General features: G+C 68.6%; 18 protein-coding genes. 7 read left to right on the plus strand and 11 right to left on the minus strand.

The window, feature by feature from the left end; translation table 11 throughout:
- Positions 1–12: 12 nt before the first annotated feature.
- Positions 13–1,422, minus strand: coding sequence for a PLP-dependent aminotransferase family protein (locus ACFVJ3_RS06335; protein ID WP_378451254.1), 1,410 nt, complete (start codon positions 1,420–1,422; stop codon positions 13–15).
- Here ACFVJ3_RS06335 and ACFVJ3_RS06340 point away from each other — a divergent pair.
- Positions 1,421–2,410, plus strand: coding sequence for a DMT family transporter (locus ACFVJ3_RS06340; protein ID WP_378451255.1), 990 nt, complete (start codon positions 1,421–1,423; stop codon positions 2,408–2,410). The genes ACFVJ3_RS06335 and ACFVJ3_RS06340 overlap by 2 nt on opposite strands.
- On the opposite strand, the gene ACFVJ3_RS06345 is transcribed toward ACFVJ3_RS06340, so the two are convergent.
- From ACFVJ3_RS06345 to ACFVJ3_RS06355, 3 genes are read right to left on the minus strand one after another with little or no spacing between them, the layout of a single operon-like run.
- Complete coding sequence (locus ACFVJ3_RS06345; protein WP_378451256.1) at positions 2,397–4,088, minus strand: acyl-CoA dehydrogenase family protein; 1,692 nt, start codon at positions 4,086–4,088, stop codon at positions 2,397–2,399. The two genes, ACFVJ3_RS06340 and ACFVJ3_RS06345, sit on opposite strands and share 14 nt — an antisense overlap.
- Positions 4,089–4,106: 18 nt before the next feature.
- On the minus strand, positions 4,107–5,612 hold the full coding sequence (locus tag ACFVJ3_RS06350) for a class I adenylate-forming enzyme family protein (RefSeq protein ID WP_378451257.1): 1,506 nt from the start codon (positions 5,610–5,612) through the stop codon (positions 4,107–4,109).
- Between the two features lie 22 nt (positions 5,613–5,634).
- Positions 5,635–6,270, minus strand: a complete 636-nt coding sequence (locus ACFVJ3_RS06355; protein ID WP_378451258.1) for a TetR/AcrR family transcriptional regulator C-terminal domain-containing protein — start codon at positions 6,268–6,270, stop codon at positions 5,635–5,637.
- A gap of 135 nt (positions 6,271–6,405) precedes the next feature.
- Between ACFVJ3_RS06355 and ACFVJ3_RS06360 the strand changes: the two genes are divergently transcribed.
- Complete coding sequence (locus tag ACFVJ3_RS06360) at positions 6,406–8,217, plus strand: ABC transporter substrate-binding protein/permease (RefSeq protein ID WP_378451259.1); 1,812 nt, start codon at positions 6,406–6,408, stop codon at positions 8,215–8,217.
- Between the two features lie 4 nt (positions 8,218–8,221).
- Entirely contained in the window at positions 8,222–8,947 is a 726-nt protein-coding gene (locus tag ACFVJ3_RS06365) for an amino acid ABC transporter ATP-binding protein (protein ID WP_378451260.1), read from the plus strand.
- Between the two features lie 68 nt (positions 8,948–9,015).
- Here ACFVJ3_RS06365 and ACFVJ3_RS06370 read toward each other — a convergent pair whose 3' ends face one another.
- Genes ACFVJ3_RS06370 through ACFVJ3_RS06395 form a run of 6 tightly spaced genes read right to left on the minus strand, consistent with a single transcriptional unit; the run spans position 9,016 to position 16,753 of the window.
- A complete protein-coding gene (locus ACFVJ3_RS06370) occupies positions 9,016–12,408 on the minus strand; it encodes an NAD-glutamate dehydrogenase domain-containing protein (RefSeq protein WP_378451261.1) in 3,393 nt (1,130 codons plus the stop codon).
- A 43-nt stretch (positions 12,409–12,451) separates the two neighbouring features.
- A complete protein-coding gene (locus ACFVJ3_RS06375; RefSeq protein WP_378451262.1) occupies positions 12,452–13,315 on the minus strand; it encodes a biotin-dependent carboxyltransferase family protein in 864 nt (287 codons plus the stop codon).
- Positions 13,312–13,962, minus strand: coding sequence for an allophanate hydrolase subunit 1 (locus ACFVJ3_RS06380; protein ID WP_378451263.1), 651 nt, complete (start codon positions 13,960–13,962; stop codon positions 13,312–13,314). The genes ACFVJ3_RS06375 and ACFVJ3_RS06380 overlap by 4 nt, the downstream gene beginning before the upstream one ends.
- Positions 13,959–14,714: a LamB/YcsF family protein gene (locus tag ACFVJ3_RS06385; protein WP_378451264.1), complete on the minus strand. Its 756-nt coding sequence runs from the start codon at positions 14,712–14,714 to the stop codon at positions 13,959–13,961. Before ACFVJ3_RS06385 ends, ACFVJ3_RS06380 begins: the two co-directional genes overlap by 4 nt.
- The gene (locus ACFVJ3_RS06390; protein WP_378451265.1) at positions 14,704–15,492 is read right to left on the minus strand and encodes a putative hydro-lyase; all 789 of its coding nucleotides are present in this window, start codon (positions 15,490–15,492) and stop codon (positions 14,704–14,706) included. The genes ACFVJ3_RS06385 and ACFVJ3_RS06390 overlap by 11 nt, the downstream gene beginning before the upstream one ends.
- A complete protein-coding gene (locus ACFVJ3_RS06395; protein ID WP_378451266.1) occupies positions 15,485–16,753 on the minus strand; it encodes an MFS transporter in 1,269 nt (422 codons plus the stop codon). The genes ACFVJ3_RS06390 and ACFVJ3_RS06395 overlap by 8 nt, the downstream gene beginning before the upstream one ends.
- Before the next feature lie 169 nt (positions 16,754–16,922).
- On the opposite strand from ACFVJ3_RS06395, the gene ACFVJ3_RS06400 reads away from it, so the two are divergent.
- The gene (locus ACFVJ3_RS06400; protein ID WP_378451267.1) at positions 16,923–17,621 is read left to right on the plus strand and encodes a GntR family transcriptional regulator; all 699 of its coding nucleotides are present in this window, start codon (positions 16,923–16,925) and stop codon (positions 17,619–17,621) included.
- 67 nt (positions 17,622–17,688) lie between these two features.
- Here the strand turns inward: ACFVJ3_RS06400 and ACFVJ3_RS06405 are convergent, their stop codons facing one another.
- Positions 17,689–18,372: a FadR/GntR family transcriptional regulator gene (locus ACFVJ3_RS06405; RefSeq protein ID WP_378451268.1), complete on the minus strand. Its 684-nt coding sequence runs from the start codon at positions 18,370–18,372 to the stop codon at positions 17,689–17,691.
- Between the two features lie 79 nt (positions 18,373–18,451).
- On the opposite strand from ACFVJ3_RS06405, the gene ACFVJ3_RS06410 reads away from it, so the two are divergent.
- Genes ACFVJ3_RS06410 through ACFVJ3_RS06420 form a run of 3 tightly spaced genes read left to right on the plus strand, consistent with a single transcriptional unit; the run spans position 18,452 to position 21,293 of the window.
- A complete protein-coding gene (locus ACFVJ3_RS06410; RefSeq protein WP_378451269.1) occupies positions 18,452–19,207 on the plus strand; it encodes a (Fe-S)-binding protein in 756 nt (251 codons plus the stop codon).
- Positions 19,204–20,685, plus strand: a complete 1,482-nt coding sequence (locus ACFVJ3_RS06415; protein WP_378451270.1) for a LutB/LldF family L-lactate oxidation iron-sulfur protein — start codon at positions 19,204–19,206, stop codon at positions 20,683–20,685. Before ACFVJ3_RS06410 ends, ACFVJ3_RS06415 begins: the two co-directional genes overlap by 4 nt.
- A complete protein-coding gene (locus tag ACFVJ3_RS06420) occupies positions 20,682–21,293 on the plus strand; it encodes a lactate utilization protein C (RefSeq protein ID WP_378451271.1) in 612 nt (203 codons plus the stop codon). The genes ACFVJ3_RS06415 and ACFVJ3_RS06420 overlap by 4 nt, the downstream gene beginning before the upstream one ends.
- Positions 21,294–21,320 lie beyond the last annotated feature (27 nt).

Raw genomic sequence — 21,320 nt, forward strand, 5'->3', positions numbered from 1 at the left:
GGCGGAGCCGCCTCAGGTGTTGCGGGCGAGCTTTTCGCCGATCACGCGTGCGCCTTCAGGGAAGGCGCCGGGGTTCGTGCCGGAGTAGTTGAGTCGGATGAATGGCCCGGCGGGTTCGGCGGGGAACCACTCGCCGCCGGGCGCGATGAGCACTCCTGCGGCTTCGCAGTCGCGGACGAGTTGCCGGAGATCGGTTGCGTCGGGCAGGCGCACCCAGAGGTTGAGTCCGCCTTTGGGCACGTTGGTGAGGTGAGCTCGGGGGACGTGCTCGCGCAGGCTGGTGACGAGCAGGTCGCGGCGTGCTCGGAGTTGTTGCCGGAGATTGCGCAGGTGGGTCTGCCATCCGGGCTGGGTGACGACGTCGAGTGCTGCGGCCTGGAGTAGTCCGCTGACATACATCGATGAGGCTCCGCGGTCAGCGAGGATGCGTTCCCGGGCCGGACCGCGGGCGATGACTGCGGCGATGCGTATGGACGGTGACACGCTCTTGGTCAGCGAGCGGAGGTAGACCACATGGCCGGCGTCGTCGTGCGCGGCGACGGGGTTGGAGTCGGTGTCGATCCCGAAATCGTGGGCCCAGTCGTCTTCGACGAGGAAGGCGCCGTTTGCCCGGACAACCTCTAATACGTTTTCGGACACCATGTTCGACCATTGCGCGCCGGTGGGGTTGGCGTAATTCGGTTGAGCGTAGAACACCCGCGCGCCGGTCTCCGCGAAGGCTCGCGCCAGCTCGTCCGGGTCGGGGCCTTCGGGTCCGCTGGGGACGGGGACCACGTGCACTCCGGCCTGGGCCGCGGCCAGTATGGCCCCCCAATACGTGGGCGACTCCACCAGCAGCGGTTGCCCGATGGGAACCAGGGCCCGGAAGACGGAGCTGAGCCCGCTCTGACTTCCGGGCAAAACGATGACGTCGCTCGCCGTGGGCGGCGTGACGCCGACGGGTGTCGAGGTGCCCAGTTCGTTGGCGAACCACGATTGCAGCTCCGGGAGGCCCGCGGCGGGAGAGGGTGACAGCGCGGCGTCGCTGCGTGCTGCCCGGGTCAGCGCGGATCGAACCAGGCGCTCGGGTAGGAGTTCCCGATCCGGATAGCCGGCGTGCAACGCGATCGCATCGTTGGGGGCCCGGCGCATCGGAGTCGACAGCGCGGGGAGGCGGCTCTGCGGGGATCGCAGAGCCGCAGTCTGCCATCCGTAGTCGAGCGGCCGGGCCGTCCGAACGGCGCGAACGAACGTGCCGACGCCGGGCCTGCTCTCGATCAGCCCCTGCGCGGTCAGGGTACGCAGGGCCTTCTGCACGGTCACCGGACTCGCCGCGTACTCGGCGACGAGTGACCGGGTCGATGGGAGCCGCGCGCCGGGTGGCGCCTGGGCGATCCATTTACCCAGTGCGGTGACGATGCGCACGCTGCTATCGTTGACCATGACGGTAGATAGTAGCGCTACTCAAATTCGCGCAACAGTGTTATCGCCTTCTCGCGCCGGCCTCTGGTGGGGCCTGCTCGGGGTGGCAGCGTTCTCGTTCACGGTGCCGTTCACTCGGGTGGCGGTGACCGGGTTGTCGCCGATGTTCATCGGCTCGGGCCGGGCAGTGATCGCGGCGGTGCTCGCGGCGGCAGCTCTGACGCTGACCCGGCAGCGCTTTCCGCGAGGTGTGCAGTGGGCGCGTCTCGGTGTGGTGGCGGCCGGAATCGTCGTCGGCTTCCCGCTTCTCACGTCCTTCGCCCTGACGACTGTGCCTGCCAGTCACGGTGCCGTCGTCATCGCGCTGCTGCCGGCGGCCACGGCGGTAACCGCTGTTGTCCGGGGCAAGGAGCATCCGCCACTGTCGTTCTGGATCATGGCAGGGGTGGGCGCCCTGGCGTCTGTCGTGTTCGCATCCATGCAGGGCGACGGGGTTGGTCACTTGCACTGGGCGGACCTACTGCTGTTCGGCGCCGTCGTGGCCGCCGCGGTCGGATACGCCGAGGGGGGCCTCCTCGCCCGCGAACTCGGCGCATGGCAGACGGTATCCTGGGCGCTGATGGTCGCCGCGCCGCTGATGATCACCCTGGCAGTCATGTCGGCGATCCGGCAGCCGCCCACCGGCTCACCGATCGAGTGGGCCGCGTTCGCGTACTTGGGCGTGGTGAGCATGTTCCTCGGCTTCTTCGCCTGGTATCGCGGCCTCGCGATCGGGCCGATGGCGCAGGTCAGCCAGGTCCAACTGGTCCAACCCGTGTTGACCATCAGCTGGGCGGCCCTGCTGCTGCGTGAACAGCTCACCTGGGCCACCATCCTCGGCGGCGTCGCCGTGGTCGTCTGCGCAGGGACCGCCGTCCGAGCCCGAGGGCGCTTCGCACCCGTGCGCCTTTCTGGTTGTCCCAGCTACCAAAAAGGCGCACGGGCGGCGGAGCCGCCTACGCCCGCCTGAGGATCGCCTGCAGGTCGGCGGACGGGGAGAGGGTGCCGTATTCGTGCGTGCGGTCGGGGCCGAGGCGGGCGTCGACGAATGCATCGGCGACGGCGGCGGGCGAGAACCGGGTCAGCAGCGACGCCTGCAGCGCGAGGGCCATCGATTCGACGACGGTACGGGCGCGCAGTTGGGCGGCCGCAGCGTCGAGTCCGGCGAGTTCGCCGAGCAGACGCCGGACCCGGTCGAGGTGCTCGTCGAGCACCGCGTTGGTGCCGCGGGACAGGTTCACCTCCGCGTCGAACGCGGCGACGCTGTCGGGTTCGCGGGTCATCGCGCGCAGGACGTCGAGGGCGATGACGTTGCCGGACCCCTCCCACACGGCCATGACGGGCTGCTCTCGGTAGCGGCGGGCGAGCGGGAAGTCCTCGGTGTAGCCGTTGCCGCCCAGGCATTCCAGCGCCTCGTAGGCGTGGTGCGGGCCGCGCTTGCAGATCCAGTACTTCGCGACCGCGGTCGCGAGGCGGTGGAAGCTGCGTTCCTGCTCGCTCGCGTCCTCGTCGTGGGCCCGGGCGAGGCGCAGCGCGGTGACGGTGGCCGCCTCCGACTCGAGCGCCAGGTCGGCGAGCACCGACGTCATCGCGGGCTGATCGGCCAGGACCTTGCCGAACGCCGAACGGTGCCGGGCGTGCCACACCGCCTCGGCGACGGACTGCCGCATCCCCGCGGTGCTGCCGAGCACGCAGTCGAGGCGGGTGCGCGCGACCATCTCGATGATGGTGCGGACGCCGCGCCCCGGTTCGCCGACCATGACGCCGACAGTGCCGTCGAGTTCGATCTCGGACGACGCGTTGGACTTGTTGCCGAGCTTGTTCTTCAGCCGCTGGATGCGGAAGACGTTGCGGGTGCCGTCCGGGAGGATGCGCGGCAGCAGGAAGCACGACAGTCCTTCGCCGCCTGTGCCTTCCGCCTGCGCGAGGACGAGGAACGCGTCGGACATCGGCGCGGAGCAGAACCACTTGTGCCCGGTCAGGAGGTAGTCGGCGCCGGGACCGCCGCGACCGGCGGGTTTCGCGACGGTGGTGTTGGCCCGGACGTCCGAGCCGCCCTGCTTCTCCGTCATGGACATGCCGAAGATCGCGGACGCCTTGCCGGGTGCGTCGAGTTCGGGGGTGTAGCTGCGGGACAGCGCGCGGGGCTTCCAGATCGCGGCGACGTCGGGTTGCAGTTCGAGGGAGGGGATGACGGCGTTGGTCATCGAGATCGGGCAGGAGTGTCCGGGTTCGATCTGCGCGAACATCATGAATGCCGCTGCGCGAGCGACGTTCGCGCCCGGCTTCGGATCGGCCCAGGCCGACGTGTGCGCTCCGTGAGCGACGGCCGCGGAGATGATCCGGTGGTACGCGGGGTGGTATTCGACCTCGTCGATCCTGTTGCCCCAGCGGTCGAACGTCTTCAGTTCGGGGATGATCGTGTTGGCGAGTTCGGCGTCGTGCTGGAACGTGGCGCTGCCGACGAGTGCGCCGATGTCGGTGAGTTCGCCGGTGGCCCAGTCGGCGTCGTGGCGGCGCACGCCCTCGGACAGCACCGTGTCGAGGGTGAACTCGTTGACCTCGGTGCGGGGCACCGACTGGTTGAGCACGGCGTGCGTCCGGTGGGGTGCGGGATGGGTGACGTTCGTTTCGGAAAAAGTAGTCATGACACTGTCTTTCGTGAGTCAGCTCGCGGAGCGGATCAGGTGCTTCTGGATCTTGCCGGTGGGGGTGCGGGGCAACACGGTGGCGAACACGTAGTCGCGGGGAATCTTGTAGCGCGCCAGCTTGTCCGACAGGTAGTCACGGATGTCGTCGGCACCCACGACGTCCGGTTCACGCCACACGACGGGCGCGACGACGGTCTCACCCCACTCGGGGTGCGGCCGGCCTACCACCGCGACGTCCACGACGTCGGGATGGCCGGAGATGGCGTCCTCCACTTCCTTGGAATAGACGTTCTCGCCGCCGGTGATGATCATGTCTTTCGCCCGGTCGACGATGTAGAGGTAGCCGTCGTCGTCCTTGCGTGCGAGATCGCCGGTGCGGTACCAGCCGCCGTCGGCGAACACGGCTGCGGTGGCACCGGGATCGTCGAGGTAGCCCTGCATCACGGTCTCGGTACGCAGCCAGATTTCGCCGATCTCCCCGACGGGCACATCACCGCCGTCGAGGCCGGCCAGGCGCATGTCGACGCCGGCGAGCGCCGCCCGGCCGATCGAGCCGGCCTTCGCGAGCTGTTCCTCCGGGTAGAGGACGGCCCCGACAGGACCCGTCTCCGTCATCCCGTACACCTGGTAGAAGCGGGTCGTCCGGTACGACTCGACGAGCCGGCGCGCCACGTCGGCGCCGATCGGCCCGCCGCCGTAGAGCCAGGCCCGGACACTGGACAGGTCGTAGTCGGCGAAGTCCGGTACCGCATTCAGTGCCGTGGTGTAGATGACCGGCGGTCCGAAGCACAGCGTGATGCGTTGCTGCTGTATCGCTTCCAGGAAGTGGACGGGGTGGTACTCGCGGACGAGCACGACGGTGCCGCCCATGTAGAGCGTCGCCATCAGCCAGTTGTTGAGCGGCGATGCGTGCCAGATCGGGACGGCCATCAGCAGTCGCTCGTCGCGGGTGATCGACAGACCGACGGCCGCCGTGGTCGCCACGAGCACGACGTTGCGGTGGCTGTGCACGCAACCCTTGGGCGCGCCGGTGGTACCGGAGGTGTAGAGGATTTCCGCGGGGTCGTTCTCGTCGAGGTCGATGCCGTCGATGCCGTCCGGGTCCGCGATCGCGTCGTCGAAGAAGGTGTGGCCCGCCACGGCGGTGTCGGTGGTCAGCAGCTGCACCGGCGTCTCGAGTCGCTCGATCACGGGTGCGAGTTCGCCGTCGAAGACGCACACCTTCACCTGCGCATGCCGCAGGATGTAGTCGACCTCGGGTGCCTGCATCTTGTGGTTGACCGGCACCACCACCGCGCCGATGCGCCAGGCGCCGAGCATCGCGTAGACGAAGCCGGGGGTGTTGAAACACATGAGGGCGACGCGCTCGCCGCGCCCGACCCCCAGTTTCCGCAGCAGGGCGGCCGCGTGGCGGCTGCCGTCCTGCACGGAACCATACGTATGGTCGCGCCCCTGGAAATGGAGAAAGGCCTTGTCGGGCGTCTTCCGGACGTTGCTGTCGAATACGCGAACGATGTTCATCGCGCTCCTTGAAGAAGAGGGTTCAGTCGATGGAGGTGTTGCGGACGGTCCTGGGGATCTGGAGGTTCGCGAAGATGACGGCGACGGACTCCTCGAGCGAGTAGCCGAAGCTCTCGCCGGTGGCGGTCTTCTGGATCACGAGGCCGAAGATCGCCGACCAGAACGCCTTCGATTCGACGTCGATGCCGGCGCGCAGTTGCCAGCCGGTGCGCATCAGGGTGCGGATCAGCGCGTCCTCGCCCGAGGAGTGCAGAGTGCGGAGGGTGTCGGTGATGAGGTCGCGCAGTTCGCTGCGCCGCCCCGTCATCAGCATCGCCGAGGTGAAGAGTTCGACGCTGGGCGCGCCGGGCCCGAGCAGGGAGCCGACGAGTCTCTCCGTGTAGTCGCCGACGGTCTCCGCGGTGGCCGCGTCGTCCTCGGCCCTCTTGCCTGCGCGCAACACGGCAGCACACGCGACCTCGACGAAGAGCCGTTCTTTGGAACCGTAGTAATAGGTCACCTGGTTGGGGTGGGCCCCCGCGGCGGCGCAGATCTGCGTGATCGGGACGCCCTCGCCGTTCGCGAGAAACAGTTCGGTGGCGGCGGTGAACAGGGCGTCGCGGGTCTGACGACCGGACTCCCGGGTGGCTCGCGCTGCTCGGCCCGTCTGCGGCACCATGTCTGCACTCCTACTTGTTTGTATGACAAACAATAACTCGACTTTGTTTGTATGACAAACAAGGAGAGTGACGGGCGTCGCCCCACACGTCCTCCGACCCCGGAAATACCGACTGCCAGGGTTACGCTGCTCACCATGTTTTCTTCCGTCGGAGCGAAGATCCGTGTGGTGGTGGCGCTGCTGCTCACCGCCCTGCTGGCGCTGACCCTGTCGTCGTGTTCGAGTGACGGGGAGACGTCGGGGGCGGCATCGCAGGATCTGTGTTCGCCACCCGGCGTGGGCGCGGCCACCGCCGCCCCGACCAACCTCGCCGCCGCCGGCGCCGCGGCCGAGGACCGTTACACGACGCCGTCGACAACCCCGATCGACCAGATCGACACGTCGAAACTGAACCTGATCACCCCCGGTGTGCTCACCGTCGGCACGCTGTCCGACGCACCGCCGAGCATCTGCGTGAACTCGGAGAACCAGTTCACCGGCTACGACAACGAACTGCTGAAAGCCGTCGCCGGCAAACTGGGCCTGCGCGTCGACTTCGTCGGCACCGAGTTCGCCGGACTGCTCGCCCAGGTCGCCGGGCGGCGCTTCGACGTCGGATCCTCGTCCATCACGACGACGGACGAACGCCGCAACACCGTCGGCTTCACCAACGGCTACGACTTCGGCTACTTCTCCCTCGTCGTTCCCAACGGCGGTCCGATCCAGGGCTTCGACGACCTCACCGCGTCCACCCGCATCGGCGTCGTCCAGGGCACCGTCCAGGACGACTACGTCGTGAACACGCTGAAGCTGAACCCGGTGAAGTTCCCCGACTACGCCACCGCCTACGCGAATCTGAAGTCCGGGCAGATCGACGCCTGGGTGGCGCCGTCGCAGCAGGCCGAGGGTGCCATCGCGCCGGGCGATCCCACGTCGATCGTCGAGAACACCTTCAGCGTCAACAACTTCGTGGGCTGGGCCGTCAACAAGGAGAACCAGCCGCTCATCGACGCCCTCAACTCCGGTCTCGACGCGACCATCGCGGACGGCACGTGGGCGCAGCTGTACTCCGACTGGGTGCCCCGCGAACTGCCCGAGGGCTGGAAGCCCGGCAGCGAGGCGGCACCGGCGCCCGACCTGCCGGACTTCGCCGCGCTCGCCGCCCAGAACTCGCAGAACGCGACCGAAACCCCGGTCGCGGAACCCAAATCGACACTCCAGCAGCTGAAGGACACGTTCTTCAACTGGGACCTCTACACGCGGGCGTTCCCCGATCTGCTCAAGACCGGTCTGCCGAACACGTTGATCCTGGCGCTGGCGTCGGGCATCGTCGGCACCGTCCTCGGCATGCTGCTCGCGATGGCCGGGATCTCCCGCACCCGCTGGCTCCGCTGGCCCGCCCGCATCTACACGGACGTGTTCCGCGGCCTGCCCGCCGTCGTCATCATCCTCATCGTCGGCCTCGGCGCCGGACCCATCGTCAAGGGACTCACCGGCAACAACCCCTACTGGCTCGGTGCGGCCGCGCTGTCGCTGCTCGCGTCCGCGTACATCGGTGAGATCTTCCGGTCCGGCATCCAGAGCGTCGAACCCGGACAGCTCGAGGCGTCCCGGGCGCTCGGCTTCAGCTACCGGAAGTCGATGACGCTCGTCGTCGTCCCACAGGGTGTGCGACGGGTGCTGCCCGCGCTGATGAACCAGTTCATCTCCCTGATCAAGGACTCGTCGCTGATCTACTTCCTCGGCCTGCTCGTCAGCCAGCGGGAGCTGTTCGCCGTCGGCCGCGACCTCAACGCCCAGACCGGCAACCTGTCGCCGCTCGTCGCCGCCGGCCTGTTCTACCTGGCGATGACGATTCCGCTGACCCACCTCGTCAACTACATCGACAACCGTCTGCGCACCGGCCGCGCCGACACGTCCGGCACGCTCGACCCGGTGGAACAGTCCATCGTCGTGGAAAGGGGATAAGGCGATGGCCGTCTCTCTCACTGGCACCGACCTGCATCTCGCGTTCGGCACCAACAAGGTGCTCCGCGGCGTCGACCTCCACGTCGACGCCGGCGACACCGTCACCGTGATCGGACCGTCCGGCTCCGGCAAATCCACGCTGCTGCGGGTCCTCAACCGCCTGCACGAACCCGATCAGGGCAACGTCCTGCTCGACGGCAAGTCGGTGCTGAAGGACAACCCGGACAAGCTGCGGCAGCGCATCGGCATGGTGTTCCAGCACTTCAACCTGTTCCCGCACAAGACCGTCGTCGACAACATCGCCCTCGGGCCCCGCAAGCTCAAGGGTATGTCCAAGAACGAGGCGCGGTCGGTGGCGCTCGAGCAACTCGAACTCGTCGGCCTCGCCAACAAGGCCGACTCGCGGCCCGGCAACCTGTCGGGAGGGCAGCAACAGCGCGTCGCGATCGCCCGCGCCCTCGCGATGAAGCCCGAGGTGATGTTCTTCGACGAGGCCACCTCCGCACTCGACCCCGAGCTGGTGAAGGGCGTCCTCGCGCTGATGGCCGACCTCGCCAACGGCGGCATGACGATGGTCGTCGTCACCCACGAGATGGGCTTCGCCCGCGAGGTGTCCGATACCGTGCTGTTCATGGACCACGGTGCCGTCGTCGAGACCGGCAAGCCGGACCAGCTGTTCGACAAACCCGAAACCGAACGGCTGCAGCAGTTCCTGTCGCAGGTGCTCTAGGCCGCTCCGCGGCTCGTGCGCCTTTTTGGTAGCTGGAACAACCAGAAAGGCGCACGGGCGCGAAGCGCCTACCGCGTCATCGCCCGGATCCGCCTGGCCGCGACGGAGATCAGCGCCAGCGTGGGTTCGGTGGCGACCTCCGACTCGATCTCGGTCAGCAGCGCACGCGCGCGGGCGAGCCGGGCGGCGTTGTGCTGTTCCCACTGGTCGACCTTGTCGGCTGCGTCCTCGCCGGGTTCGCTCACGGACAGCGCGTCGAGGGTGATGGCGCGCAGCGAGCTGTAGAGGTCGTCGCGCAGGGCGAGGCGCGCGAGGGCGTGCCACCGGTCCAGCCTGGGGAGCGCCGTGACGGCTGTCAGTGCGGTGTTGATGTGCAGATGCGCCGACAGCGCGAAGTACAGTTCCGCGACGTCCTCGGGACGGTGCTGTGAGATCTCCGCGATGTCCACGATGTCGAGGAGGCAGTACGTGTGCAGGAGGTCCGCCACGTCGGCGGCGAGCCCGGCGTCCGCCCCTCGCGACGTTAGCGCCTCGGTGCGCCGCTCGACCGCGGTGATCTCGTCGCCCCGCAACCATTCCCGCACGCGTGGCCCGAGGTCGCGGACGACCGGCCGGTAGCGGGCGATGGTGGCCTCGAGCGGCAGCGGTTGCGGCCGGTGCGTGGTCAGCCACCGCGACGCGCGGTCGATCAGTCGCTGGGTCTGCACCGTCAGTGCATTCGTGCCCGGCGTCGGCGTCGCGCCGGCGGCCGCCCGGATCCGCTCGAAAGTCGCTCCGAGGTCGAAGATCTCGGTGACCGCCGTGAAGGCGTTCACCGCCTCCGCGGAGTCGGCACCCGTCTCCTCCCGCAGCCGGAATGCGTACGTCATCCCCGCGCGGTCGACCATGTCGTTGACGACCGACGTCGTGACGATCTCCCGGCGCAACGGGTGCGCGGCGACCGTGTGCGCGAACTCCCGGCCGAGGCGCGGCGGGAAGTAGTTGTGCAGCCGGCCGGCGTAGACCCCGTTGTCGGGGAGCGTCGTGCCCGACACCTCGCTCTTGATGAAACGCTTGACCTGCGCGGTGAGCTGCGCCAGCTCCGGGCTCGTCAGCCCCTTCTGCTCACGTTCGAGCGCGCCGAACTGGGCGGACGTCGGGAGCACGTCGATCGCGCGGTCCACGTGGCCGCGGCGTTCCAGGTCGTCGACCATGCGGGAGTGGAAGCTGACGAGTGTGCCCGCCTGCGCCCGGTTCAGGCTCATCATCTCGTTCTGGCTGCGGTTGTCGGCGAGGACGAGCCTGCTGACGTCGTCGGTCATGTCGGACAGCAGCTCTCGCCGGTCCTGCGCGGTGAGCGTGTTGTCCGCGGTGGCGCCTGCCAGGGCGATCTTGATGTTGACCTCGTGGTCCGAGCAGTCGACGCCGGCCGAGTTGTCGAGCGCGTCGGTGTTGACGCGACCACCGTTGCGCGCGTATTCGATTCGCCCGAGCTGCGTCAGGCCGAGGTTGCCGCCTTCGCCGACCACCCGGACCCGCAGCGCAGGCGCGTCGAGCCGGACCGCGTCGTTCGACTTGTCGCCGACGTCCGCGTGGCTCTCAGTCGTCGCCTTCACGTATGTGCCAACGCCGCCGTTCCACAGCAGGTCCGCGGGCGCACCGAGGACGGCGCGCACGAGTTCGACGGTGGTGAGGACCCGATCGTCCTCGATCCCGAGAACACGCCGCGCCTCCGGTGTCAGCCGAACCGACTTCGCCGACCGGTCGACGATCATGGCGCCGTCGCTGAGGACCGCCTTGTCGTAGTCCTTCCAGCTCGACCTGCCGAGCCCGAAGAGCCGTGCCCGCTCGTCCCACGACCGCTGCGGATCGGGATCGGGGTCGATGAAGACGTGCCGGTGGTCGAACGCCGCGATCAGGCGGATGTGCGGGCTGAGCAGCATCCCGTTTCCGAAGACGTCGCCGCTCATGTCGCCGACCCCGACGACGGTGAAGTCGTCGGTGCGTGTGTCGACGCTCATCTCACGGAAGTGCTGCAGGACGCTTTCCCACGCACCGCGGGCGGTGATGCCCATCGCCTTGTGGTCGTATCCGACGGAACCGCCGGACGCGAATCCGTCGCCGAGCCAGTACCCGCGCTCGAGTGCGATCGCGTTGGCGACATCCGAGAACGCCGCTGTCCCTTTGTCTGCGGCGACCACGAGGTAGGTGTCGTCGCCGTCGCGCCGGACGATGGCCTCCGGCGCGATCACCTGCCGGGTGGTGATGTCGAGGTTGTCCGTCATGTCGAGGAGGCTCGAGATGAATTCGCGGTAGCAGGAGATGCCCGCCGACTGCATCGCGTCCCGGTCGGCAGCGGCGTCGCCGGTCGGCACGGGCGGGTTCTTGACGACGAAGCCGCCCTTCGCTCCCGCCGGGACGATGACGGCGTTCTTGACCGCCTGCGCCTTGACGAGTCCGAGGATCTCGGTGCGGAAGTCGTCGCGACGATCCGACCACCGGATGCCGCCGCGGGCGACGTCGTCGAATCGCAGGTGCACGCCCTCCATGCGGGGCGAGTACACGTAGGCCTCGTATTTCGGCCGGGGCAGCGGCAATTCGTCGATCGACGAGGAATCGAACTTGAACGCGAGAGCGCGCGGGGGCCGACGGTCGCCGGCGTAGTACGTCGTCCGGGTGGTGGCGCGAATCAGCGAGAGCAGTGCCCGCAGGATCCGGTCGGCGTCGATCCCGGCGACGGCGTCGATCGCGTCGACGATGCGGCCCTCGAGCGCGTCTTCCGCGGCGGCGTCGCGTTCGATGCCCGGGTCGAGCCGAAGCGCGTGGAACTCGACGAGAAGTTGCGTGATTACACTGTTGCCCAGCAGGACTCGTTCGACGTTGCTGCGGCTGTAGGGGAGCCCGGCCTGACGCAGGTAGGCGGCGTACGCGCGGAGGACGGTCACCTGACGCCAGCCGAGCCCGGCGTGCAGGACGAGCGCGTTGAACCCGTCGACCTCGGTCTCACCCGTCCACGCCGCCCGGAACGCGTCCGCGATCCGGCTGTCGCGGGTCACCCCGTGGCCCTCCGTCACGGTGACCAGATCGACGGTCAGGTCGTAGATCCAGGCGCGGTGCCCGTCCGGGCGGGTCAAGGCGGCCGGCCGTTCGTCGAGCGCGTTGACGCCCAGGCTGGACAGGATCGGCAGAACCTCGTTGAGCGGTGCGGGTTTCCCGACCGCGTAGATCTTCAGGTTCTCGTACGGCGCGGACGCCTCGGCGGTCGTGAATGTCAGCGCCACCCTGTCGACGCCGAGACGCTCCACCTCGGCGACGTCGCGGATCGCCTGTGCCGGATCGGTTTCGGTGGCATAGCTGATCGGCAGCGCGGACGCGTAGTGGCGCGCGACCGCGGTGCCCTGATGGTGCGGTTCCGCGAGCAGCGTGCTGCGCCACAGCTCGTGGGACCAGGGTGTGTCGAGTTCCGTGCCGATGCTGTTCATGACGATGGGGTGATCTCCTGTGGTGGGATCGGTGCGAAGCCGATCACGCAGTGGTGAAGCGAATCAGTTGACCTGGTCGAGCCTGGGCGATCCGGTCGATGTCCTCGTCCGCGACGACGCCGATGACGGGATAACCGCCCGAGATGGGATGGTCCGCGAGGAAGACGACGGGCTGCCCGCTCGGCGGAACCTGGATGGAGCCGAGCGCGACACCTTCGGTCGGGAGTTCGGCCTCGGACGTCCGCATCAAAGACGGCGCGTCGCCGTGCCGGTTCAGGCGGGCCCCGATGCGATCGGTGTCCGAGGACACGGCCCACGCCCCGGCGGTCAACGCTTCGGGGTTGGTGAACCAGTCGTCGCGGGGGCCGCCGATGACGCGCACCGACAGCGTTCCCGCGTCCATCGGGGGAACGGGTGCGACGTCGACGTTCGGGAAGTTCGTCGCCGCGGTTCCCACGGGCAGAACATCGTTGGGTTTCAACGCTTCCGGGCCGATTCCGGAGAGGGTGTCGGTGCTGCGGGAGCCGAGCACGTCCGGCACCGCGACGCCGCCTCGGACGCCGACGTAGCTGCGCAGACCGGCCTGCGCGTACTGCAGGCGCAGCGTCTGTCCCGGTTGCATCACGATGACGCTGGCGTGCCCCATCGGGATTCCGTCGAGCAGCGCCGTGGCGGGTGCACCGGTGACGGCGACGATCGTCACCTCCCGTGAGCGGAGGGCGAGGCCGCCCATCAGCACCTCGATGCACGCGCTGTTCTCGTCGTTCCCGACCAGCCGATTGGCCAGCTTCGCGGACCCGCGGTCGGCGGCGCCGGACACGCCCACACCCGAACTCAGGTAGCCGGGGCGACCGAGATCCTGGATCAGGCTGAGCGGACCCGTTTCGAGTACTTCGAGTTCACTCACAGTGTTTCCTCGTCGACGAATCGGACGCGACGCCCCGGCTGCAGCAGCGCCGGAGGGTTCGCGTCGAGGTTCCACATCGGGGAGTCCGTGGTTCCGATGATCTGCCATCCGCCGGGGGAAGACCGGGGATACACCGCGCCGTAGCCACCCGCGAGGGCCACGGACCCGGCGGGCACCACGGTGCGGGACTGGGCCCGCCGTGGCACGGTGAGCCGGTCGTCACCACAACTCAGGTAGGCGAAACCCGGTGCGAATCCGATGAATACGCAGCGCCAGGTGGCCGCGGTGTGGGCCGCGATCACGTCCTCGCGACTCATCCGCAGATGGTCGGCGACGTCGGCGAGATCGGCGCCGTCGTAGCGGACCGGGACGGTGACCGGTTCGGATTCGAGGACGCCGGTGCGCTCCTGCGCCTCGAGGTCGACGGTCATCGTCCGCAGTGCGCGGCGCACCTCGTCGAGGTCGGTCCGCGGAGTCGTGGTGACGAGCACCGTCCGCGCCGCCGGAAGAACGTCCTCCACACCGGGAACCGGTGTGTTGCGGAGACGTTCGGTCAACGACACCACGAAGGGTTCCGACTCCAGTTCGACGAGGAGGGCCCGGTTGCCCGCCGGAAGGATCCGGGTGCCGGCGCTGGGGGTGGTCATGCGAAGGCCCCGAGCGTGACGTCGGCACTCTCCAGGGCGTGCCGGACCTGGCGGGCCGTGCGCACGGATCCGGGCGAGTCGCCGTGCACGCAGATGCTGCGCACCGACACCGCGACATCGTCGCCGTCGATCGACTCCACCGTTCCGCTCGACACCATGCGCACGGCCTGGGCGGCGGCGACGTCGGGATCGTCGATGACGGCGCCGGTCACCGAGCGCGGGGTCAACGAGCCCGCGGCGGTGTAGCGGCGGTCGGCGAAACCCTCGGCGACGAACTCGATGCCGTGGGTTTCCGCCGCACGCTGCAACTGCGAGCCGGGTGGACCCATCAGCGCGAGCGGCTCGGTGAACCGGTCGATGGCCGACGCGATCGCCTCGGCCCGCCCGAAGTCGAGCGCGGCGGAATTGTAGAGCGCACCATGCGGTTTGACGTATGACACGCGGGACCCGGCGGCCCGCGCGAACCCGGCGAGCGCGCCGATCTGGTACAACGTTTCGTCGCGCAGATCCGCCGGCGCCACTGCGAGTTCACGGCGGCCGAATCCGGCCAGATCCCGGAACCCCACGTGCGCGCCGATCGCGACGTTGCGCTCGGCCGCGCCCTCGCAGGCCCGGCGGATGATCATCGGGTCCCCCGCGTGAAACCCGCACGCGATGTTCGCGCTGGTGACGATGTCGAGGAGGGCCTCGTCGTCCGCCAGGGTCCACTGCCCGAAGCCCTCACCGAGGTCGCAGTTCAGATCAACACGCATCGGGAACCTCCAGGACGTACTCGCTGTCCGGGATGTCGGTGATGAGCATGTACCCGGGCGCGTGGGTGATCGCGAACGGCAACCGGGACGCCATCACCGCCGCCTGCGGGGTGACCCCGCAGGCCCAGAACACCGGCACGTCGCCGGGCTCGAAGTTCACCGGATCGCCGAAGTCGGGGGCCGCGACATCGGCGATGCCGAGTTCCGCGGGATCACCGACGTGGACGGGTCCACCGTGGACGGCGGGCATCCGCGCCGAGATCGCCGCCGCGAGGGACACCTGATGTTCGGGAACGGGTCGCATCGACACCACCATCGGTCCGCTCATCCGGCCTGCGGGCCGACATTCGCGGTTGGTCACGAACATCGGGACGTTGCTGCCCTGCTCGACGTGCCGGAGCGGCACCCCGGCGGCGGCCACCGGATGCTCGAACGTGAAGCTGCATCCGATGTGGAACGCCACGAGGTCGTCCCGCCACAGCGCCGACACGTCCGCGGTCTCGTCGGCCAGTTCGCCGTCCTTCCACACGCGGTACAGCGGCAGGTCCGTGGCGATGTCGGCGCCGGGGGCGAGCATCGTCGCCCTGGAGCCGACGTCGCCGACGTCGAGGACGGGGCACGGCTTCGGGTTCCGCTGCGTGAACAGCAGAACGTCGTAGGCCCAGTCCTGCGGAACGGCGATGAGATTCGTCTGTGCGAATCCGGGCGCCAGACCGGCGGTCGGGGTGATACGTCCCGAACGGAATGCGGATCGGAGGTCGGTCGGTGAGTCAGTCAAGTTGGATCCCGCGGGTCTCGGGGAGGAAGAACAAGGCGACGACGGCGATGGCGTAACCGAGCGCACCGAAGATCATCGCGCCGCCGATACCCAGCTGGGTGGCCGCCAGGAAACCGACGACCGCGGGGAACACGGCACCGACCGCGCGGCCGAAGTTGTACGTGAAGCCCTGGCCCGTGCCGCGGGACTGCGTCGGGTACAGCTCGGACAGGAACGATCCGAAACCACTGAAGATCGCCGACGTGCAGAAGCCGAGGGGGAAGCCCAGGATGAGGATCAACGTGTTCGCACCCTCGGGCACCTGGGTGTAGCCGACCATGAAGACGGCCGACAGTGCCGCGAACAGCTGCATGGTCCGCTTGCGGCCCAGCTTGTCGGTGAGGATGCCGCCGCTGACGTAACCGAGGAACGCACCCGAGATCAGGATGGCGAGGTACCCGCCGGTGCCGACGACGTCGAGTCCGCGCGAGGTCTTCAGGAATGTGGGCAGCCAGGACGCCAGCGTGTAGTAGCCGCCCTGCACACCGGTGGCGAGCAGCGACGCGAAGATGGTGGTGCGGAGCAGTCCGCCGCGGAAGATGGCGGCGAACGAACCCGTCTGTTTGCCCGCGGACTCACGACGTTTCGTGACGACCTCGGGGTCCTTCAGGTTCCGGCGAACCCAGATGATGAGGAAGGCGGGCAGAACACCGGTGAAGAACAGCACTCGCCAGGCGACGTCGGGATCGAACAGCTGGAAGACGACCGTGTAGACGATCACCGCCAGCGCCCAGCCGACTGCCCACGCGCTCTGGACGAACGCCACGGCCCGGCCCCGGTACTCGGCCCGGGCGTATTCGGCCACGAGAATCGCACCCGCCGCCCACTCGCCGCCGAAGCCGAGGCCCTGGAAGGCGCGGAAGACGAGCAGCGTCTCGAAGTTCTGAGCGAAGCCGCACAGCACCGTGAAGATCGTGTACGTCGCGACGGTGACCTGCAGGGTGCGGACCCGGCCGATCTTGTCGACGAGGATGCCGGCGAGGGCACCGCCGAGCGCAGACACGACCAGCGTCACCGTCGTCAGCAGACCAGCCTGACCGGTGGTGAGGCCGAAGTAGGCGGCGATGGCCGCGAGGCCGAGCGGGAGGACCTGGAAGTCGTAGGAATCCAGTCCGTATCCGCCGAACGCCCCGACGAAGGCTCTCTTTCCCTTCGGCCCGAGGGTGCGGAACCAGTCGAAGGGGCGCGCCTGCGCGACCTCGGTCTGTGTATCTGTGGTCATGGCACCTCGCCTGAAGAAGGGATGTAACTGCCGGAAGAAACGGTGTAACTCCCATCACGGTACAAATCGTTCAACGATCCTGCAATACCCTGAGAGGATCGTTTAACATGGATTACATCGCGTAACTGAGCTCACAACTATGATTGCGGTCGAGATCGAAACCTGAGGAGTGGACTTGACCAGCTCGAATGCCCTTCGCGGCGATGCGCATTCCCGCCTGGCCGCTCACCGCGGCCTGCTCGAACGCACCAGCAGGACCACCCGGGTTGCCGGCATTCTGCGGGACGCGATCATCGACGGAACGTTCCAACCAGGGGCGCGACTCTCCGAACCCGACATCTGCGCCGCCCTCGACGTCTCCCGCAACACGGTGCGCGAGGCCTTCCAGATCCTGATCGAGGACCGGCTCGTCGCGCACGAACTCAACCGCGGCGTCTTCGTCCGCGTGCCCACGGCCGAGGACATCACGGAGCTCTACATCTGCCGGCGCGTCGTCGAATGCGCGGGTGTCAACGGATTCGACCCCGCCACCGGCGACCTGTCGCGCGTGGCCGAGGCCCTGGACCTGGCCGACGAACGGTACGCCGTCGAGGACTGGACCGGAGTCGGCACCGCCGACATCCACTTCCACAGCGCCCTCGCGAGCCTCAACAACAGCAATCGCATCGACGAACTGATGCGCAGCGTGTGGAACGAGGCGCGGCTCGTCTTCCACGTCATGGACGACGCCCACCGATTCCACGGCCCGTACCTCACCCGCAATCACGAGATCTACGACGCCCTGACCGCCGGCAACACCGAAGCCGCAGGTCAGCTGCTCAAGACCTACCTCGAAGACGCCGAGGCGCAGATCCTGGGGGCGTACTGAGGCGCACCGCGCTCGTGCGCCTTTCTGGTAGTTGGAGCAACCACAAAGGCGCACGGGTGCGAAGCACCTAGCGGATCAGCCCGTAGAAGCCCTCGATGTGCTCCCGCACCAGGCCGGCGGCCTCGGCGCCGTGCCCGTCGCGGAGGGCGGCGACGATGCCGCGGTGCTCGCAGCGGAGGTGGGTCGCGACCGCAGGCCAGTCGTCGAGCAGCGGAACGGCCTGCATGACGTAGCCGTGAATGGAGTCGCGGAGCGAGACCATCATCGCCTCGACGAGGACGTTGCCAGCGAGTCCGGCCATCGCGACGTGCAGGTCGGCGTCGAGCCGGTGGAACGCCTCCGGGGAGAGGTCCTCGTCGTCCATCGCGTCGAGCAGCGTGTCGATGGCCGAGAAGTCGAGGTCGCGGGCCTGGCCGGCGGCTTCCTGCACCGCCCACGACTCGAGCAGCGTGCGCGTCTGGACGACGTCGCGGATCGGCAGCGTGCGCGTCGCCATGTGCAGTCGCAGGGCCGCGCCGATGGACGCGGCCGGGTCGGCGGCCACGATCGCGCCTGCGTCCGGTCCGGACCCGACGGCCGTGCGGACGATGCCCATCGCCTCGAGCACGCGGATGGCCTCGCGGACGGACGAGCGTCCGACGCCCAGTTCCTCCGCGAGTGCGCGCTCGGCGGGCAGCCGTCCGCCGACGGTGAGTTTGCCGGCGGCCAGATCCTGCTCGATGCGGTGCAGGACGACCTCGTGTGTGCGCACGAACGAAGTTTACCTGGTGTGGTCTGACCACAGTGCGCTACTGTGGTCAGACCACAGCCCAGCCCGGTTGGAGTACCCGATGAGAATCGCCCTGTTCGCCACGTGCCTGGCGGATGCCCTGTTCCCCGAATCCGCCACCTCGACGGTCCGCCTGCTCGAGCGGCTCGGCCACGAGGTCGTGTTCCCGCCGAAGCAGACGTGCTGCGGGCAGATGCACATCAACACCGGTTACCAGGCCGAGGCGCTGCCGCTCGTGCGTCACCACGTGGAGGCGTTCGAGAGCGGACCGTCCTGGGACGTCGCGGTGGCACCGTCCGGTTCCTGCGTCGGATCCGTCCGGCACCAGCACGCGATGGTCGCCCGCCGGTACGGGGACGAATCGCTCGCGACGCGCGCCGAGGAGGTCGCGTCCCGGACGTACGAGCTGTCCGAACTGCTGGTCGACGTCCTCGGCGTCACCGACGTCGGCGCCTACTACCCGCACCGGGTGACGTACCACCCGACGTGCCACTCGCTGCGGATGCTGCGCGTCGCCGACAAGCCGCTGCAACTGCTTCGCGCGGTGCGGGGGATGACCCTGATCGAGCTCCCCGCGGCCGAATCCTGTTGCGGTTTCGGCGGAACGTTCGCGCTGAAGAACTCCGAGACGTCGACCGCGATGCTCGCCGACAAGATGGGCAACGTCCTGAACACGGGCGCCGAGGTGTGCAGCGCCGGCGACTCGTCCTGCCTGATGCACATCGGCGGCGGACTGTCCCGGCTGCGCAGCGGGGTCCGCACCGTCCACCTCGCCGAGATCCTGGCGAGCACCGAGAAGATCGGGAGCAACGCATGACCACGTTCCTCGGCTCACCCACGTTCCATGCGGGCACCGGAAACATCCGGGGCACAGAATCCTTCCCCGACGCGGCGCGGAAATCGCTCGCCGACACCCAGCTGCGCGCCAATCTCGGCGCGGCCACCACCACCATCCGCAACAAGCGCATCGCCGCGGTCGCCGAGGTCGACGACTGGGAGGAACTGCGCCGGGCCGGCAGCGCCCTCAAGGCGGACGTGATGGCGCGGCTCCCCGAACTGCTCGTGCAGTTCGAGGAGAACGTCGCCGCCCGCGGCGGCACCGTCCACTGGGCGCGCGACTCGGAGGAGGCGAACCGGATCATCACCGACCTCGTGCGGGCCACCGGCTCCGACGAGGTCGTGAAGGTCAAGTCGATGGCCACCCAGGAGACGGGCCTCAACGAGCACCTCGAGGAGAACGGGATCGCGGCGATCGAGACCGACCTCGCCGAACTCATCGTCCAACTCGGCGAGGACAAGCCGAGCCACATCCTCGTTCCCGCCATCCACCGCAACCGCGCCGAGATCCGCGAGATCTTCCTGAAATCGATGCCCGGCATCGACAAGGACATCACCGACGACCCCCGGGCGCTGGCGATGGCCGCGCGGGCACACCTTCGGCGAAAGTTCCTCTCCGCCAAGGTGGCGGTCAGCGGCGCGAACTTCGGGGTCGCGGAAACCGGGACGCTCGCGGTGGTCGAATCGGAGGGCAACGGGCGGATGTGCCTCACCCTCCCCGACACCCTCATCACCCTCATGGGCATCGAGAAACTGGTCCCGACGTTCACCGACCTGGAGGTGTTCATGCAACTGCTGCCGCGGTCGTCCACCGCCGAGCGGATGAACCCATACACCTCCATGTGGACCGGGGTGCATCCCGGCGACGGCCCGCAGAACTTCCACGTCGTCCTCCTCGACAACGGTCGCACCAACGTGCTGGCGGACGAGGTCGGGCGGTCGGCTCTGCACTGCATCCGCTGCAGTGCCTGCCTGAACGTGTGCCCCGTTTACGAGCGGGCGGGCGGCCACGCCTACGGGTCGGTGTATCCGGGCCCGATCGGCGCGATCCTCAGCCCGCAACTCACGGGGACCACCGGTCACGACGACCCGAACGCCTCGCTGCCGTTCGCCTCGACGCTGTGCGGCGCGTGCTTCGACGCCTGCCCGGTGCGCATCGACATCCCCAGCATTCTGGTGCACCTGCGCGCGGAACAGGTCGATTCCGAGCGGCACGGACTTCCGGGCGGCCAGGACCTCGCGATGAAGGCCGCGGGCTTCGTGATGGGGTCGGAGAAGCGGTTCGCCGCCGCAGAGACGGCGTCCAAGGTCGGCCGGGTGCTGGGCGGCAAGAAGGGACGCATCACGTCGCTGCCGTACCCGGGGTCGAAGTGGACCGCGAGCCGCGACCTGCCGTCCCCGCCGAAGGAAACGTTCCGACAGTGGTGGGCCCGCACTCACGAGGACACGACACGATGACCGCACGCGAAGAGATACTGACCCGGATCCGGTCGGCGCTCGCCGAAGCTCCCGCCCCCGAACCCGTTCCCCGTGACTACCACCGGCAGCCCGCGTCGGGTCCCGGGGACGTCGAGTTCTTCGCCCACACCGTCGACGACTACCGCGCGCAGGTCCATCGCGCCGACGAGAACACGGTCGCCGAGATCGTCACCGGGCTGATCGCGGAGGGGGCGCGCGCCGTCGTCCCACCGGACCTGCCGCTGTCGTGGCGGCCGCGACGCGACGTCGTCGTCGACGGGTCACCCGCCGAACTGTCGACGCTCGAACTCGACGCGCTCGACGTGGTCGTCACCGGCTGCACCCTCGGGATCGCCGCCACCGGGACGATCGTGCTCGACGGCGGCGCCGGTCAGGGGCGGCGGGCACTGACCCTGGTCCCGGATCACCACATCTGCATCGTGCGCACCGATCAGATCGTCGACACCGTGCCGCAGGCCTTCCAGACCCTCGACGCGACCAAGCCGCTGACGTTCATCAGCGGTCCCAGCGCCACCAGCGACATCGAACTCAACCGCGTCGAGGGCGTCCACGGTCCCCGGACGCTGGACGTCGTCATAGTGCGCTGACACGCCTGTGCGCCCTTTTGGTAGTCC

The sequence above is a fragment of the Rhodococcus sp. NPDC127593 genome (assembly GCF_042671975.1).
In the GTDB taxonomy this organism is placed as follows: Bacteria; Actinomycetota; Actinomycetes; order Mycobacteriales; family Mycobacteriaceae; genus Rhodococcus_F.

What these genes read in the sequence shown, in the direction of transcription:
- ACFVJ3_RS06340 (WP_378451255.1), top strand. Translation starts at nt 1,421, where the DNA reads ATGACGGTAGATAGTAGCGCTACTCAAATTCGCGCAACAGTGTTATCG.
- ACFVJ3_RS06335 (WP_378451254.1), bottom strand. Translation starts at nt 1,422, where the DNA reads ATGGTCAACGATAGCAGCGTGCGCATCGTCACCGCACTGGGTAAATGG.
- ACFVJ3_RS06345 (WP_378451256.1), bottom strand. Translation starts at nt 4,088, where the DNA reads ATGACTACTTTTTCCGAAACGAACGTCACCCATCCCGCACCCCACCGG.
- ACFVJ3_RS06350 (WP_378451257.1), bottom strand. Translation starts at nt 5,612, where the DNA reads ATGAACATCGTTCGCGTATTCGACAGCAACGTCCGGAAGACGCCCGAC.
- ACFVJ3_RS06355 (WP_378451258.1), bottom strand. Translation starts at nt 6,270, where the DNA reads ATGGTGCCGCAGACGGGCCGAGCAGCGCGAGCCACCCGGGAGTCCGGT.
- ACFVJ3_RS06360 (WP_378451259.1), top strand. Translation starts at nt 6,406, where the DNA reads ATGTTTTCTTCCGTCGGAGCGAAGATCCGTGTGGTGGTGGCGCTGCTG.
- ACFVJ3_RS06365 (WP_378451260.1), top strand. Translation starts at nt 8,222, where the DNA reads ATGGCCGTCTCTCTCACTGGCACCGACCTGCATCTCGCGTTCGGCACC.
- ACFVJ3_RS06370 (WP_378451261.1), bottom strand. Translation starts at nt 12,408, where the DNA reads ATGAACAGCATCGGCACGGAACTCGACACACCCTGGTCCCACGAGCTG.
- ACFVJ3_RS06380 (WP_378451263.1), bottom strand. Translation starts at nt 13,962, where the DNA reads ATGACCACCCCCAGCGCCGGCACCCGGATCCTTCCGGCGGGCAACCGG.
- ACFVJ3_RS06385 (WP_378451264.1), bottom strand. Translation starts at nt 14,714, where the DNA reads ATGCGTGTTGATCTGAACTGCGACCTCGGTGAGGGCTTCGGGCAGTGG.
- ACFVJ3_RS06395 (WP_378451266.1), bottom strand. Translation starts at nt 16,753, where the DNA reads ATGACCACAGATACACAGACCGAGGTCGCGCAGGCGCGCCCCTTCGAC.
- ACFVJ3_RS06410 (WP_378451269.1), top strand. Translation starts at nt 18,452, where the DNA reads ATGAGAATCGCCCTGTTCGCCACGTGCCTGGCGGATGCCCTGTTCCCC.
- ACFVJ3_RS06415 (WP_378451270.1), top strand. Translation starts at nt 19,204, where the DNA reads ATGACCACGTTCCTCGGCTCACCCACGTTCCATGCGGGCACCGGAAAC.
- ACFVJ3_RS06420 (WP_378451271.1), top strand. Translation starts at nt 20,682, where the DNA reads ATGACCGCACGCGAAGAGATACTGACCCGGATCCGGTCGGCGCTCGCC.